Raw genomic sequence first — 15,651 nt, 5'->3', positions numbered from 1 at the left:
GTAAGTGTAGGTGAGGTAGATGAACTAATAAATAACTCACAACATTTATAAATTACACTTAATGTCCAATACTAGACGGTATCGGACATTTTAAAGTGGTGTAATGTGTTGTTTAATCTTGCCTGTTATCTTAGTATGAAGAAAAATTTTTTAAGAAGTAAAAACATATGGAATTTGTTAGACCGCTAGAACCAATTTTAATTATCGACGACTCAGTTGAAGCCCGTGAGTATTTAGGCAATATATTGGAAGATCTCGGATTTGAAGAAGTATCAGGTTCTGAAGACTTCGAGTCTGCAAAGCATCTCCTTGAAAAAAATCCTCCTAACTTAATTTTCCTCGATATTGAGCTTCCTAATACTGATGGTTCAGGCATTTTAGAGTATTTGAATGAACACTATCCTAAATCACATGTCATTATGTGTTCTGGACATAACAGTCTGGAATGTGTGCAAAATACTTGGGAATGTGGTGCTAAAGATTTTATAGAAAAGCCATTTAATGCCAAGAAAGTCGATACTGTATTAAAAAGATTAGAACTGGTTACATGAATATAAAAATAAATACGCTCCTAGAAGCACTTTCAACCGTTATCTATGATAAACAACCTCAAGTAAAATTGGCAATTTGTAGTTTACTTTGTAAAGGCCACCTACTGATTGAAGATTTGCCAGGTATGGGGAAAACCACTTTATCTCATGGTTTAGCTGAAGTGTTAGGTTTAACTTATCAAAGAGTGCAATTTACCAGTGATTTACTCCCTGCTGACATAACTGGCTCAACTATATTCAATACCGATAAGCAAAGCTTTGTATTCCATGAAGGCCCTATTTTTACACAAGTTTTGCTGGCTGATGAAATAAACCGAGCGAGCCCGAAAACACAAAGTGCATTACTTGAAGCCATGGAAGAAAGGCAAGTAACCATGGATGGTCAGAGTCATAGTTTGCCTGAACCATTCTTTGTTATTGCCACACAAAATCCGCTTCATCAATCAGGTACACACCCCCTACCAGAATCACAATTAGACCGCTTTTTTATGCGCGTGAGCTTAGGTTACCCGTCTAAAGAGGCTGAGAAGAAGCTTATACTTGGAGAACATGGTAGAAAAGCAAACCTAACGCAATTGATGAAATTAAACACCCTATCGGAATTGCAATTAGCCATTGAAGAAATGGAAATAAAAGAGCAAGTTGTTCAATACATATTAGATTTAGTGAGTTTCACTCGAGAGTCTGGGTTATTTAAAGATCCCCTATCACCACGTGCGAGTATTGCATTAGGAACAGCCAGTAAAGCATGGGCCATGATCCACGGCAGAGACTATGTGACCCATGATGATGTGCAGGCTGTTTTTCCTGCTGTTGCCGGTCACAGGCTCAATTTAGATGCTATGGAACAATTTAGAATCATCGACGATATATACGCACAAGTGCCGGTTCGGATGTAATGATTAAACTGCCCCAACCCGCTTGGTTTGATGCTTTGTTACTAAAAAAGCATCAAGGAGAGATTATAAAACTAAAACATGACACCATTTATGTTTCACCATCTAAATCAGGGCTGGGGTTTTTAGGGATCGCAGTCTTAAACTTTATATTAGGCATTAATTATCAAAATAATTTGATCTTAGCTGTCTCATATTTAATGTTTGTTCTTCTGCTCATGTGCTTGATATTTGCTTTTAGTAATTTCAATGGCTTGGAGATTGAAGTTGCAGCAATTAAAGATGATTTTGTAGATAAGCGACCATCGGTGACTTTCAAAATCGAAAATCAAAAACAACGTTACGACATTCAAATTGAACATATTGAAACAAAAGAAAAAAGCATTTTAAAAAAAATAAAAAATAACGAGTTTCTAGACGTATTTCTGCCAGTAAAGCGTGGAAAACACACAATCGGACGTTTTAAAATTCTCACTCACTATCCGTTTGGCTTAGTCACAATTTGGAGCTATTTGATAAGCGAAAAGCACATCTATGCCTACCCAACACAAATCGAGACAGAGCTTCCAAAAGATAGTTTTATTATTTCAGAAAAAGGCGAAAAAGCACTGGATGATCACGCTTTAGCTGAAGATTTTAATGAATTAAAAAGTTACCGCGAAGGTATGAGTATACATAGGATATCATGGCGACACTTTGCTAAAAATAAAGAGCTTTTGGTTAAAGACTATCAATCTCCCCATAAGTCAGCCAATTATGGCTTTGATTTTGATAAAGTATCAGGCACTAAAGAAGATAAGCTGTCACAGCTGAGTTTTTTAGTCGTACAAGCTGAAATAGAACAACAGAGTTATGCCCTTAAATTACCAAACCGACTCATTACTTTAAGCCACGGAAACAGCCACAAGAAGCAATGTTTGGAGGCACTAAGTGAAGCTTAATCAAATTGCTTGCTCTCTAATATACCTATTACTTGCTTGGATAATGTCCAGTGATCTTGGTTTCGCTATTGTGTCATATATTACGGGCTTATTTATAGCTTACGAATTAAACAGAATAATCTATAAAAAGGCCATAACTAGCAGTATTATCAATGGCAGTGCTTTGGCGGGTATTGCACTGTTAATGGGGTTTGTTGGTGTAAAAAACTCAGTCGCATTCTTTGTTGCTATGATGCTTTTGGCATCAATATTGAAAATCTATCAAGCGAAAAGTGACAGACAAACCATGCAAGTGTTTGTACTTAACTTTTTCACAATTCCCTGCTTATTTATATTCTCGCAAAATTTCTTCTCAGCATTGTTGGTATTTATATTAATTGGCTTTAATTTATCCTTAATGCTGATATATCAATATGAGTTTTCACCAAAAGAAGCCGTTAAAAACGCATTCAGCAAATTGGCTCTAACAATACCAGTCAGCGTAATGTTAGTACTTTTTATCCCTAAATTACCTGCATTTTGGCAACTCCCTGGACCTAACTCCGCCAAAACTGGCCTATCAGAAAATGTTGATCCATTTGAAATTTCAAAATTGTCCGAGTCAAATGAGTTAGTATTCCGAGCTATTTTCCCAAAAGAGAGAAATGTGGAAGGCCCATTTTATTGGCGTGCGCTTATACATGATGAATTTGATGGTACACGTTGGAATATGTCGTCATTACAAAGTGTTTCAGCGAATTATCAAGCCAGTGATAATTCAAATAGCTACACCATTATTGCAGAGCCCAGCCATTTAAAATGGCTTTATACGCTTGAAAAAATGACTACAGAGCAAGACTTAGTCGCTACTAATGTATTCGGTCTACCTTATAGAAAGCGCCCTGTCAGTTCAGCATTCGAATACAAGGTTTACAATGTCGTTGACACTCAAGACTCCAGTATTACCCGTTGGCAATACAGACAAAATATTCAATTACCAAGTGATTTAAATCCACAAGCAAGAGCACTTGCTGAGCAGTTTGATAAACAGAGTACTGATACAGCTGAATTTATTGCTTTATTGAGGAATTATATTTTAGCTAAAGGTTTTACTTATACGCTTAACCCACCTATCAGCCAGTCTAATAACAAAATTGATGAATTCTTATTTAACAACAAAGCAGGTTTTTGTGGGCATTATGCTTCTACGGTTGCCATGATGATGCGCACTGTTGGGATCCCAGCAAGATTAGTGTCGGGCTATTTAGGTGGTGAACTCAATTCAGAAAATAACTACTACAGTGTTTATCAATACGATGCACATGCTTGGCTTGAATATTACGTCCCTAATCAAGGTTGGCTCGAGTTAGATCCAACAGCATGGGTATCGCCAGAGCGTTTAAATGGCTCTTTATCTCAGCATAGCCAATTGTCTGAAGAATTGAAAAGTAACATTGGCATGACACTCATGGGGTTATCTGATGTTGCATTAGTTAATTGGCTACGGTTGCAACTAGAGTCATTTGATTATCAATGGACACGTTGGGTTTTAAATTTTGATGACCAAAAGCAAAGTAGCTTTCTGAAAAATATATTTGGTGAAAAGGCTAAAATGCTTTCAGGTATAGCCGTAATTATTGGGCTTTGCCTGTTATTCTCCTTAATATATTGGATATTACAACGAAATTCTCATCAATCCACTCCCTTGCCTGTTAAACTGTTACGCAAATTACAAGTTAGCGCTTGTGGTGAATTTGATAATACTAAAACACCTGGACAAATCATTTCGGCTCTTCAATCAAAATATCCAAAGTTAGGAGTAGAACTTAATAATTTTTTATATGAGTTCGAAAAAGTCCGATATGGAAATAAAAGTGAATTAGCAGAATTAAAGAAACAGTATTTATCATTAAAAAAACAATTTAAAAACAATAAAAGAGATTAGTATGAATTCAGTATTAATTGGAGTTTTACTCATGTTAGGCCTGTCTTTGGCTAGAGTAAACGTGATTGTAGCAATGACAATCAGTGCATTGTCCGCAGGTTTGATCGCAGGTCTCGGTTTAGGTGATACATTACAAGCATTTAACAGTGGTTTATCTGGTGGTGCCGAAATCGCGTTAAGCTACGCCATGCTCGGTGCATTTGCAGTAGCCATATCAAAATCTGGCTTAACGCTCATTCTTGCAGAGAAATTACTTTCAAAAGTCGACAAAGCACACTCTAAGCACATGCAAACGTTAAGTATGTTAATCATGACCATCATTTTGGCATGTGCGATTACGTCACAAAATTTGGTCCCTGTACATATCGCATTCATACCTATTTTGATCCCGCCATTATTGGTAGTCTTTAATAAACTACAACTTGATAGACGTGCTATTGCTTGTATTTTAACGTTTGGGCTTGCGACTTCCTACATGGTACTTCCCTATGGTTTTGGCGGTATTTATCTTTATTCAATTTTACATAAGAACTTAGCTGAAAATGGCTTAGAAATAGCTAATACAGATGTACCTGAAGCTATGATTATTCCAGCCATAGGTATGCTTGTTGGCCTGATCATCGCTGTGTTTTTCAGTTATAGAAAAGATAGACACTACTCAGAAAAAGAATCAGAAAAATCAACGACCAAGATAAATGTGGAGAATCCTAAAAAGGTAATGATCATTGGCGGTATTGCCGTTGTATGCTCATTACTGGCACAAAATATCAGTGGCTCAATGATTTTAGGTGGCCTTGTTGGCGTGATGATTTTTAGTATTTTCGGCATTGTAAAGTGGGAGCAAAGCTCAGACGTCTTTAGCCAAGGTGTTGCTATGATGGCAATGATTGGCTTCATCATGATTTCAGCTCAAGGCTTCGCGTCAGTCATGAAAGCAACGGGTGATGTAGCTAGTTTGGTTAACACTACAGCTAATATAGTCGCGGGTAATAAGCCTTTAGCAGCTGCAATGATTTTACTGGTGGGTTTATTGATAACAATGGGTATAGGTAGCTCTTTTTCTACAGTGCCAATTATTGCCACTTTATTTGTTCCACTTTGCCTAACTATCGGCTTTTCTCCAATGGCAACTGCTGCTTTAGTCGGCACAGCGGGCGCTTTAGGCGATGCTGGCTCCCCTGCTTCTGATTCAACTTTAGGCCCAACCTCTGGACTCAATGCAGACGGTCAGCATGACCATATTAAAGACTCAGTGATCCCGACATTCATCCACTTTAATATTCCATTGCTAATATTTGGTTGGATTGCTGCCATGGTGTTATAAATAACCGAAGCAATATATGAACAAAATAAGCCGCACTCACTTCTGATGCGGCTTTTTCATGAGTCGCAAGAATTATTAGACTCAATGAACAAAGATGGATCTGATTTAAGCTGACACTGCTTTAACAGTAGTATTTTAAAGAAGGGTAAAAAAGGCCGCTAAACGCGGCCTAAAACACATCATGGGTAAACATGAGGGATAAGTGTGAAAACAGGATTATTGTAACCATCCCTATGTAAAATAAAATCACATTATTGCGTCAAATTAATTCGTTAAAACCTGATTAAATTGCTGGTGCAATTTCTACTCTATTCCGGCCATGGGCCTTTGCTAGATACAAAGCCTTGTCTGCAGAAGCAATAAAGTCCTCTAAACTTTGTTTTTGTTTATAAAAAGCAATACCAAAGCTCGCTGTTATATTGCGTATAGCTTTACCGGTTTTCTTACCCTTAACTGAGAGCTTTTCAATGTCTTGTCGAATAGCCTGACAGAAGTTTAAAGCCTCACTAACACTTTTAAAATCAGCTAGAATACAGAATTCTTCACCACCATATCTGTAAGCCTTAACATTATTTGAACAATGTCTGGTAAGTTTATTAGCTACAACTTTAAGCACGTCATCGCCTTTTTGATGTCCAAAATCGTCATTAAATTGTTTAAAATAATCAATATCTAAAAAAATTAGTGTTTTAGATATTGCGCTGTCATTTATAAATTTATTTATATGTAAAACAATATCTTCATCGAACTTACCTCTATTAAGTAAGCCAGTAAGCTGATCTGTGTTTGCCGCTTCTTGCGTATTTTCAAGGGTTTGTTTTAATATCGTTATTTCACTATAAGCAGCTTGCAATTTTTTTTGAAAAGAGAATGCAGTTTGCTGCATATAAACAGACTCTTCAGTCAATTTTTCGACGTAATTGAGTACATTATCAAAACTAGATATGTCGGATTTATCGAGTGAACTTAGATCACTTTTACACTGCAACAACACAGAGTTAAAGTTTTGTGAACTCTGTATTGTTGTGTCAATATCTGTTTGAACAGACTCAAGCGTGCCTTGAAAGTTATCAGAAATTTGATGAAACAAGGCCAAATCTTTGTCAGATAGGTACTTATCAAATAAATACCTGGATGATGAAGCTGTGCATGTACCATGTTCAGCTAGAATATTATCAAGCTCAAAATTTAAAGCCAAGTTACTACCTAGAACGTAACAATACCAAATTGCATAATTAATCGGGGTTACAGGAATTTTATATTTAACCAGGAGCGGAATCGCTTGCTTAAGGCACTGGGCAGAATGAGATAACGAGGTGTTAAAATCCATAGTTAAGATAACTCATATTGGCATTCACAATAAGTGATGCACTTTATTTTTATATAACGGGCAAATAAAACTAACCCTTTAGTACTAAATTAATGTAAATCTAAAATGATATCAATTTAAATTTAAGGGATAATAAGAGAAAGAGATAAAAATACTAGAATACTGATGAAAAACTAATACTTTTAACCAGTTAAAAGTAGATTGGTTTTCCACCCCAAAAAAAGGTAAAGCACAAAGCATTGAATAGTCATAATTTTATTAAATAGTTTGCTTTAAGATTATTTTGTTTTTGACAAAGCTAATTTCTGCTTCTGCACCGTTTACTAGAGAGAAGTTTGGAGAAACATGACCTATATCTAAGTTTCCGATAACTGGGATGTTTAGGTCAGCAAGTGCATCTGTTAATGTCTTTTCTTCATTTCCAAGTGAGTTATTCAAATATTCAAATTTATTTCTACCAATTAAAATACAGCTACAATTTGAAAAGACCCCTTTTAATTTAAGACTCAAAAGAGCGCGCTTATATTGCATAGTACTTAACTCAGCATTTTCTAGAAAAACGATATTGCTTCCTGAATTTCTTAAATTACCCAAGGATAAAAACTTTGAACCCATCGTCAATTGAAGGGTATCAAGGCAACCACCAACTAATGACCCTTTTAATGACTTTTCATTAAAATTATTAATGGTGATCAATTCACTCAAGGTATCCAATGTATAAGACGATAAAGGCTCTCTTATATAATCGGGATAATCAAACTCATGATAAGAGGAAGATATCTGCTCAAACGAATACCCCATCTGTGCGTTGAAAAGTAAATCAAACAGTGATTTAACATAATCACAATTTTCATTCGCTGCAATTTGCATCAGATTTGAGCTATGAATTGTGTGCCATCCTACATGAAGAGATATTGCACTTGTCAGAGTACTTACATCAGAAAAACCAAAAATCCATTTTGGTTTTGATTTAGCGATAGTTTCCCAATCGAGCAATGACAAAATTTCAATGGCAAAATCACCACCCCATGGTGGAATAACCGCATCATACTTATCGTCACATAGATATTTATTTAATGAATTTGCAATGAGCTGTTTTGAAATGGCTACATCAGATAAGACATCTTCATCAATATAAACATTTAGCCCTTTCGACTTTAAAGTCTTTATGCATTCATTAAAACGTTTTTCGAAACTCAGGGGAACTGGAGATGAGAAAGTACAAATTACAACTTTACTCCCCTCTTTTAATTGCGCTGGGATCTTCATTGTTTTCCTTGTCTTTTTTATAATTTATAACACTATTCAATAGATTAAGCCATATGTATGATGTGTTCTAAAAACATATCATATAAAGCTACTAATGAACAACAAAACTAGAGATTAATAATAAACAAGGTTAAGATACTTTAAATTTAATTGAGCCTTAACCAAATGAGCAGCAACTTAAAAGAAGAATTTAGTGCCTATTTTCAAGTAGAAGAAGCAAATCAAGTCAATCTGTTTGCTGTAGAAGAAAATGAAGTACCACAAACTAAACAGGCGCTAGAACTTTCCATCCCTCCACTTTTTAGGTTGGCAAATGAAGTAAATGAATTAGATGTTAATGCATTAAGACCACTAAGAAATTTAGGTGATGTTGCCTCTGAGTTAGCTGAATACTTAAAAGCACAGTCGCGAAAAATAGACCTAATAATGAGTCATATTCTCGCAACAGAGCAACCCGACGATAACAATCAATATTGTGATAGTTATGGTGGTGGTGGTCTTAAAGTAACCTGTTCTTCCCCCTTTTCAGTTGGTCAAAACTTAAGAACCAAAATATTTTTAAATCATGAGGCCTGTGCGATTTATTGTTATACACAAGTCATTGACGTTGAATATTTAGGTGAAAATCAATATCAGCATACTTTGGCTTTTGTACAAATAAGAGACGATGATCAAGAGTTAATGGTCAGAGCAAGTCTACATGCACAAACACGACAACTTAAAAAGAAGCAAAATAAGTAACGAGCAGACAAAAATACTGACAGTTCGAGTGTAAATGATAAAATAGAAAATTATATTTCTTTTATGTCAATCGCTAATGCAATTTACACTTTTACCAGAATGGGCCGAGCAAGATGCAGTCATGCTAACTTGGCCTCATTTAGATACTGATTGGTCTGATATTTTAGACAAAGTTGAGCCTGTTTACGTCGCTTTATGCCAGCAAATTTCACAAGTGGAAGATGTGGTAATTGTTGCCCACAATGCATCACTTAAAGCTCATATTTCGAACTTACTAAAAAACCATGAAGTTGACCTTACAAAAGTTCACTTTGTAGTTACCCCTTGCAATGATACCTGGGCTCGAGATCACGGCCCTATTACAACCCAAAATGCTGAAGGTCAGCTATCAATTAAAGACTTCACCTTTACAGGCTGGGGAAATAAATTTGCTGCTGAACTAGATAATAAAATCAATAGTGTACTGGTCAATGAGCTTGCAGCACCTGAGAATGATTATGATGTCGTGGACATGGTACTTGAAGGTGGCGGCATTGAAATTAATGAAGCAGGTACATTATTAACAACCACGGAATGCTTATTAAATGATAACCGCAACCCAGATTTGTCAAAAGATGACGTTGAAGCAATCTTAAAAGACAAATTAGGTGCTAATGATTTCTTATGGCTCGAACACGGTTATTTAGCAGGTGATGACACCGACAGTCACATCGATACCCTAGTGAGATTTGCACCAGGAAATACCTTAGTCTACATTAGCTGCGATGATGAAAATGATGAACATTATGCTGCTTTAGCTAAGATGGCTGAACAGTTACGTTCATTCAACACACCATCAGGTGAGGCTTATAAATTAATAGAGCTACCTTGGCCAGAAGCTATCCTCAATGATGAAAGCGAACGTCTACCAGCAACTTACGCGAACTATTTAATTATCAACAAAACGGTACTCGTACCTGTTTATAATGACAAAAAAGATGCGCTTGCACTGAAACAAATCCAATTTGCTTATCCTGAACATACTGTGATTGGGGTTGATTGTGTACCAATCATTCATCAATTTGGCAGCTTACACTGTATTACCATGCAATTGCCGAAAGGCTTTTTAAAGAGGATTTAACATGTCTAATAAATTAAAAGTGGGCATTGTTCAACACAGTAACTCAAGTGACGTTAGTGAAAACACCAATAAAACAGTCGTTGAAATTAGAAAAGCCGCAGCGCAAGGTGCCAAACTTATTGTGCTTCAAGAACTTCACCGAAGCCTGTATTTTTGCCAAACAGAAGATACAGCTCTGTTCGATCTAGCAGAAACGATCCCAGGTCCTTCGACTGAAAATTATGGTGAACTCGCGAAAGAACTGAATGTTGTAATTGTAACCTCTCTATTTGAAAAGCGTGCTACGGGCTTATATCACAATACTGCAGTTGTATTGGAGACCGATGGCAGCATCGCTGGAAAATACAGAAAAATGCACATCCCTGATGATCCTGGTTTTTACGAAAAGTTCTATTTTACGCCTGGTGATTTGGGCTTTGAACCAATTCAAACGTCGGTTGGTAAATTAGGGGTATTAGTATGTTGGGACCAATGGTTCCCTGAAGCTGCACGTTTAATGGCAATGGCTGGCGCTGAGTTATTAATTTACCCAACAGCGATTGGCTGGGACCCTCGCGATGATAAAAATGAGCAAATTCGTCAACGTGACGCATGGATCATCTCGCAACGTGCGCACGCTGTTGCAAATGGAGTGCCTGTGATTTCAGTAAACCGTGTAGGTCATGAAGCAGATCCATCAGGTCAAAGTGAAGGCATTCAATTTTGGGGTAACTCTTTTGTTGCAGGTCCTCAAGGTGAAATGTTGCTTCATGCTGATGAGCAAAAAGATCAAACCTTAACGGTAGACATTGATCAGGCCCGTAGTGAATCTGTTCGCCGTATTTGGCCGTATCTACGTGACCGCCGTATCGACCATTACGATGACTTACAAAAAATTTATAGAGACTAAACAGGGGTGGTGTTAACCACCTCTAATTCTCAGCATTATTATAATAAATAGGAGCTTTCATGGCGTCTGCGCATTGGCAATCCATGCCTTGGGTAAAAAATAACAAAGACAAAATTAGTTGGGGACAGTTAACAGGCAGTGGCTTAGCACTCACAATTAGTGCAAGCATAGCTGATAAAAAGGCGATGACGGTTATTGTGACCCCCGACACCCCTTCTGCTTTGCGCCTTGAAACAGAGTTAGACTATTTATTACAAGAACATAAGGTGATGACATTCCCTGACTGGGAAACGCTCCCTTATGATCACTTCTCGCCACACCAAGATATTATTTCACAACGCCTTGAAACGCTGAATGCATTAAAGCAACAGAATAAAACTGTTCTAATTATCCCAGTTTCAACACTCATGCTTAGAACAGCGCCACCAAGTTTTATTTATGGTCAAGCACTTAAATTTAAGTGTGGAGATACTGTTGATGCTCAGCAGCTAAAAGATTCATTAACAGAGTCCGGTTATCGACATGTTCAACAAGTTATGGAACATGGTGAATTTGCAGTGAGAGGCTCTATTGTCGATTTATATCCGATGGGCAGTAAAACCCCCTACCGCATTGATTTTTTTGACGACGAAATAGATTCAATCCGTTTATTCGATATTGAAACTCAGCGCTCTAGTGATACCGTCAAAGAAATAGACCTATTACCGGCCCATGAATTTCCAACTAACCCAGAAAATATTGAAAGGTTCAGAACTGCTTATCGGGCAGAATTTGGGGCAAGCTCTGAACAAGACTCTATCTATATGCAGGTTAGCAAGGCAAATTGGCCTGCTGGTATCGAGTATTATTTACCCCTATTCTTTGAGTCACTTTCTACCATTTTTGATTACCTCCCAGAAAATGCGGCAATTATGCATCTTTCAGACATAGAGCATGCTGCAAAAAGTTTTTGGGAAGATGTTGAAAAGCGTTACGAAAACCGACGAGTTGACCCTTTAAGACCGCTTTTATCACCAGAAAAACTCTACTTACCCGTAGAATCGCTTTATCAGCAGTTTAAACAATTCGCACGAGTCAATTTAAGTCAAGCTAACCTGCCTACTAAAGCGGGTAACACAAATTTAGATGCGGCCTTAATTGATGGCATTCGAATAGACCATAAAAAACCAGATCCTTACGATACAATTTTAAAGTTTGTTTCTGATCAAAAGAAACAAAAAGCACGCATTTTATTTAGTGTAGAATCTGACGGTCGTCGAGAATCACTACTTACACTATTAAAAACAACAAATTTAAAGCTTAAGCAATTCGACCATCTCAACGATTATATCGCTACCTCTAATGACGTTGGTATTATTGTCAGTCCACTCGAGCAAAGTATTTCACTTTCTGGTAAGCCCAAACTTAATATTATTACTGAGCAAGAATTACTTGGTATAAAGGTTTCACAACGACGCAGAAGGAAGCATAAATATGAACAAGGACAAGATGCTTTAATTCGTAATTTAGCCGAACTCAAAGAAGGTCAACCAATTGTTCATTTAGATCATGGTGTGGGAAGATACCTAGGTTTACAAACTATTGATGCTGCTGGTGTTGCAACCGAGTTTGTTACCATTACCTATGCTAACGAAGCTAAACTATATGTACCGGTATCAGCTTTACACATGTTGAGTCGTTATTCTGGTGGTGAAGAAGCATCCGCACCACTACATAAGCTAGGTTCAGATGTGTGGGAAAAGGCGAAAAGGCGAGCCGCAGAAAAAGTCAGAGACGTTGCCGCTGAATTACTCGATATCTATGCTAAACGCCAGAGTAAACCAGGATACAAGTTTAAACTTGATGGTCAGGGCTATCGTGACTTTGCCGATAGCTTCCCATTTGAAGAAACCGACGATCAACGTAACGCCATTGATGCTGTACTTGCAGATATGCAATCTAATCAAGCGATGGATAGATTAGTGTGTGGTGACGTTGGCTTTGGTAAAACTGAAGTGGCAATGCGTGGTGCATTTGCCGCGGTTAACGATGGCAAACAAGTTGCTGTACTGGTACCAACCACACTTCTTGCTCAACAACACTTTGAAAACTTCAAAGACCGCTTTGCAGATTTACCCGTTGAAGTTGGCGTGTTATCTCGATTTAACAGCACAAAAGAACAAAAAGAAACATTAGCTAAGCTAGAAAATGGCACCATAGATATTGTCATCGGTACACATAAACTGATCCAAGACAATATTAAATTCAGTGATTTAGGCTTACTCATTGTTGACGAAGAGCACCGCTTTGGTGTGCGTCAAAAAGAGAAAATTAAGCAGCTCCGTGCTGACGTTGATATTTTAACCCTGACAGCCACACCAATACCAAGAACGCTTAATATGGCGATGAGTGGCATGCGCGATCTCTCTATTATCGCTACACCACCGGCAAAACGCCTAGCTGTGAAAACCTTTGTGCAAGAGCGTAATGATGAGCTCATAAGAGAAGCCATTTTGCGTGAAATAAAACGTGGTGGCCAAGTGTATTTCTTACACAATAATGTTGAAACCATTGAAAAAACGGCATTTGACATTTCAGAGCTTGTGCCTGAAGCCAGTGTCGCCATTGCCCATGGTCAAATGCGCGAACGTGAATTAGAAAACTTGATGAGTGATTTTTATCACCAAAAGCATAATGTACTGGTGTGTACAACCATCATCGAAACAGGTATCGATATTCCGTCTGCAAATACCATTATCATGGATAGAGCTGACAAGCTTGGTCTTGCACAACTTCATCAATTAAGAGGTCGTGTTGGCCGAAGCCACCATCAAGCTTATGCTTACCTATTAACTAGAAATAGCCAATCACTCAGTAAAGATGCAGTAAAACGTCTACAAGCCATAGAGTCACTTGAAGACTTAGGCGCTGGTTTTGCGCTGGCAACACACGATTTAGAAATTCGTGGTGCTGGTGAGTTGTTAGGTGATGATCAAAGTGGTCAAATCCAGTCAGTTGGCTTCACTCTATATATGGAAATGCTTGAACATGCCGTTCAAGCGCTACGCGATGGTAAAGAGCCAACTCTTGAGAACTTGTTACAACAGCAAACTGAAGTAGATCTTAAAATTCCTGCGCTGCTACCAGATGACTATATTCCAGATGTAAATATTCGACTTAGCATGTATAAGCGTATCGCCTCTATTACAAATGCCGATGAAATCGACGAAATGAAAGTTGAACTTATTGACCGTTTTGGAATGTTACCAGATGCGACTAAAAACTTGTTTGCTATACAGGAAATTAAACTTCAAGCGAACAAAATTGGTGTGAGTAAAATAGAAGCGAACATCAAAGGTGGCTATTTCGAGTTCAGTTCAGATACAAAAGTTAACCCAACGTTCATCATTGCTTTGATACAAAGTAATCCGTCAGTCTATAGAATGGAAGGTGCAAATAAGTTACGCTTCAATATAGAAGAAAAAAATGGCCAAGAAAGACTAAAATTAATCAGCGCCATGATAAATGATTTTGATAAAAAGGCATCTGCATGAAGCATAAGCTTTTAAACCTCACAACATTGACGTTTTTAACTGTGTTTGCAGCCAATGCAAACGCAACCCGTTGGTTTGAAATTGAACTCATTGCTTTTGAGCAAAAACCAACGCCTGAGTTACGAGAAGATTTTAAACTTGAGCGTAAACCGATTCAGGCTCGAAAAACATTGGATATGATAGAAACAGGGCTAAACAATCAAGGTCAGACCCAATGTTTGGCAGGTGAACGACAATTTGATCCTAGAGAATTAAGTCAGCAAATTGTGGCGACATCCAGCTCTTGGCAATGTGATGATGATAGAAATTATCTTGAACAAATGGAGTCGTTGCCATTAGCCCCCTTTGCAGAGCCGCAAGAGCATATGGATTCAATGTATTTGCTCGCTGAAGAACAGTTTCAATTTGAATCTGTTTTAAATAAATTAAAGCGTAAAGGATTGAATCCAATATTACATACTGGCTGGCGCTTTCCTGAAATGAGTAGCCGACGAGCGCCAAGTATTGAAATCATAGCCGGCCAAAAAATTGCTAAACCAACCAGCTATAAAGCAATTAATAACATCAGTAATGATGGTTACATTAGCCTTTTAGATAAGCCTATACAACATCAAGCGATTAACGATGAATTTAAGTGGCAAGTTGAAGGGCTAATGAAAATTCATGTCAGACATTATTTGTTTGTTACAACAGATCTAGATATCAATTTCATTGATAACGAAGGTGAATTACAACAAGCAAGAATGTCTCAATATACTCGTGTTTATAGTGGTGATATACATTACTTAGATCACCCTAGACTCGGGATAATATTTCAAATAAGAAAATATAAACACTAAGCACGAGGGTTAATATGAAAAAGTTACTACTAGTAGCAGCACTACTTACTTTAGCTGGGTGTTCAAAAGTAAATAAAGAAAACTACGACAAAATCAAAGTCGGCATGGACAAAACGGAAGTTGAAGCAATTATAGGCTCAGCAGATTCTTGTGAAGAAAAAACATTACACACCAATTGTGTATGGGGCAGTGAAGAGGAAAATATTACTATCACATTTGTGACAAATAAAGTGACTTTATTCTCAAGCAAAGGTTTAAAGTAATATAATAACCTGTACTAGCTCAGACTTGATC

13 protein-coding genes are annotated in these 15,651 nt (G+C 37.4%); 11 read left to right on the top strand and 2 right to left on the bottom strand.

Annotation, left to right across the window (positions count from 1 at the left end):
• The first annotated feature begins 167 nt into the window (after positions 1–167).
• The 5 genes from CWB72_RS19650 to CWB72_RS19630 are packed head-to-tail and all read left to right on the top strand — an operon-like array spanning position 168 to position 5,636.
• Positions 168–551 (top strand): response regulator, encoded by a 384-nt coding sequence (locus CWB72_RS19650; protein WP_130256569.1) that lies wholly within the window; start codon positions 168–170, stop codon positions 549–551.
• Positions 548–1,450, top strand: a complete 903-nt coding sequence (locus tag CWB72_RS19645; protein WP_138634954.1) for an AAA family ATPase — start codon at positions 548–550, stop codon at positions 1,448–1,450. Before CWB72_RS19650 ends, CWB72_RS19645 begins: the two co-directional genes overlap by 4 nt.
• Positions 1,450–2,388: a DUF58 domain-containing protein gene (locus CWB72_RS19640; RefSeq protein ID WP_138634951.1), complete on the top strand. Its 939-nt coding sequence runs from the start codon at positions 1,450–1,452 to the stop codon at positions 2,386–2,388. The genes CWB72_RS19645 and CWB72_RS19640 overlap by 1 nt, the downstream gene beginning before the upstream one ends.
• The gene (locus tag CWB72_RS19635) at positions 2,378–4,312 is read left to right on the top strand and encodes a transglutaminaseTgpA domain-containing protein (RefSeq protein ID WP_138634948.1); all 1,935 of its coding nucleotides are present in this window, start codon (positions 2,378–2,380) and stop codon (positions 4,310–4,312) included. The genes CWB72_RS19640 and CWB72_RS19635 overlap by 11 nt, the downstream gene beginning before the upstream one ends.
• A 1-nt stretch (position 4,313) precedes the next feature.
• Positions 4,314–5,636, top strand: a complete 1,323-nt coding sequence (locus CWB72_RS19630) for a Na+/H+ antiporter family protein (RefSeq protein WP_138634945.1) — start codon at positions 4,314–4,316, stop codon at positions 5,634–5,636.
• A gap of 283 nt (positions 5,637–5,919) precedes the next feature.
• On the opposite strand, the gene CWB72_RS21165 is transcribed toward CWB72_RS19630, so the two are convergent.
• Together CWB72_RS21165 and CWB72_RS19620 are read right to left on the bottom strand one after the other, a co-directional pair.
• Positions 5,920–6,522, bottom strand: coding sequence for a GGDEF domain-containing protein (locus CWB72_RS21165; protein ID WP_354384670.1), 603 nt, complete (start codon positions 6,520–6,522; stop codon positions 5,920–5,922).
• Positions 6,523–7,224: 702 nt separating this feature from the next.
• A complete protein-coding gene (locus CWB72_RS19620) occupies positions 7,225–8,235 on the bottom strand; it encodes an LD-carboxypeptidase (RefSeq protein ID WP_138634939.1) in 1,011 nt (336 codons plus the stop codon).
• Positions 8,236–8,400: 165 nt separating this feature from the next.
• Between CWB72_RS19620 and CWB72_RS19615 the strand changes: the two genes are divergently transcribed.
• From CWB72_RS19615 to CWB72_RS19590, 6 genes are all read left to right on the top strand, one after another.
• Positions 8,401–8,976, top strand: coding sequence for a PilZ domain-containing protein (locus CWB72_RS19615; RefSeq protein WP_138634926.1), 576 nt, complete (start codon positions 8,401–8,403; stop codon positions 8,974–8,976).
• 76 nt (positions 8,977–9,052) lie between these two features.
• The gene (locus CWB72_RS19610) at positions 9,053–10,096 is read left to right on the top strand and encodes an agmatine deiminase family protein (RefSeq protein ID WP_138634923.1); all 1,044 of its coding nucleotides are present in this window, start codon (positions 9,053–9,055) and stop codon (positions 10,094–10,096) included.
• Position 10,097: 1 nt separating this feature from the next.
• Positions 10,098–10,985, top strand: coding sequence for a carbon-nitrogen hydrolase (locus tag CWB72_RS19605; RefSeq protein WP_138634919.1), 888 nt, complete (start codon positions 10,098–10,100; stop codon positions 10,983–10,985).
• Between the two features lie 59 nt (positions 10,986–11,044).
• The gene (gene mfd, locus CWB72_RS19600; RefSeq protein ID WP_138634916.1) at positions 11,045–14,518 is read left to right on the top strand and encodes a transcription-repair coupling factor; all 3,474 of its coding nucleotides are present in this window, start codon (positions 11,045–11,047) and stop codon (positions 14,516–14,518) included.
• Positions 14,515–15,357 (top strand): CsiV family protein, encoded by an 843-nt coding sequence (locus tag CWB72_RS19595; RefSeq protein ID WP_138634913.1) that lies wholly within the window; start codon positions 14,515–14,517, stop codon positions 15,355–15,357. Before mfd ends, CWB72_RS19595 begins: the two co-directional genes overlap by 4 nt.
• Before the next feature lie 14 nt (positions 15,358–15,371).
• Positions 15,372–15,620 (top strand): DUF3862 domain-containing protein, encoded by a 249-nt coding sequence (locus tag CWB72_RS19590; RefSeq protein ID WP_130256558.1) that lies wholly within the window; start codon positions 15,372–15,374, stop codon positions 15,618–15,620.
• Positions 15,621–15,651: the final 31 nt, after the last annotated feature.

It is taken from the genome of Pseudoalteromonas phenolica, from assembly GCF_005886345.1.
GTDB lineage: Bacteria > Pseudomonadota > Gammaproteobacteria > Enterobacterales > Alteromonadaceae > Pseudoalteromonas > Pseudoalteromonas phenolica_A.
Note: the sequence above shows the minus strand (reverse complement) of the source record. Positions and strands in the feature narration are given on the sequence as shown.

Excerpts from the sequence above, each read along its gene's own strand:
- CWB72_RS19650 (WP_130256569.1), top strand. The coding sequence starts at position 168 with ATGGAATTTGTTAGACCGCTAGAACCAATTTTAATTATCGACGACTCA.
- CWB72_RS19645 (WP_138634954.1), top strand. The coding sequence starts at position 548 with ATGAATATAAAAATAAATACGCTCCTAGAAGCACTTTCAACCGTTATC.
- CWB72_RS19640 (WP_138634951.1), top strand. The coding sequence starts at position 1,450 with ATGATTAAACTGCCCCAACCCGCTTGGTTTGATGCTTTGTTACTAAAA.
- CWB72_RS19630 (WP_138634945.1), top strand. The coding sequence starts at position 4,314 with ATGAATTCAGTATTAATTGGAGTTTTACTCATGTTAGGCCTGTCTTTG.
- CWB72_RS21165 (WP_354384670.1), bottom strand. The coding sequence starts at position 6,522 with ATGCAGCAAACTGCATTCTCTTTTCAAAAAAAATTGCAAGCTGCTTAT.
- CWB72_RS19620 (WP_138634939.1), bottom strand. The coding sequence starts at position 8,235 with ATGAAGATCCCAGCGCAATTAAAAGAGGGGAGTAAAGTTGTAATTTGT.
- CWB72_RS19615 (WP_138634926.1), top strand. The coding sequence starts at position 8,401 with ATGAGCAGCAACTTAAAAGAAGAATTTAGTGCCTATTTTCAAGTAGAA.
- CWB72_RS19610 (WP_138634923.1), top strand. The coding sequence starts at position 9,053 with ATGCAATTTACACTTTTACCAGAATGGGCCGAGCAAGATGCAGTCATG.
- CWB72_RS19605 (WP_138634919.1), top strand. The coding sequence starts at position 10,098 with ATGTCTAATAAATTAAAAGTGGGCATTGTTCAACACAGTAACTCAAGT.
- mfd (WP_138634916.1), top strand. The coding sequence starts at position 11,045 with ATGGCGTCTGCGCATTGGCAATCCATGCCTTGGGTAAAAAATAACAAA.
- CWB72_RS19595 (WP_138634913.1), top strand. The coding sequence starts at position 14,515 with ATGAAGCATAAGCTTTTAAACCTCACAACATTGACGTTTTTAACTGTG.
- CWB72_RS19590 (WP_130256558.1), top strand. The coding sequence starts at position 15,372 with ATGAAAAAGTTACTACTAGTAGCAGCACTACTTACTTTAGCTGGGTGT.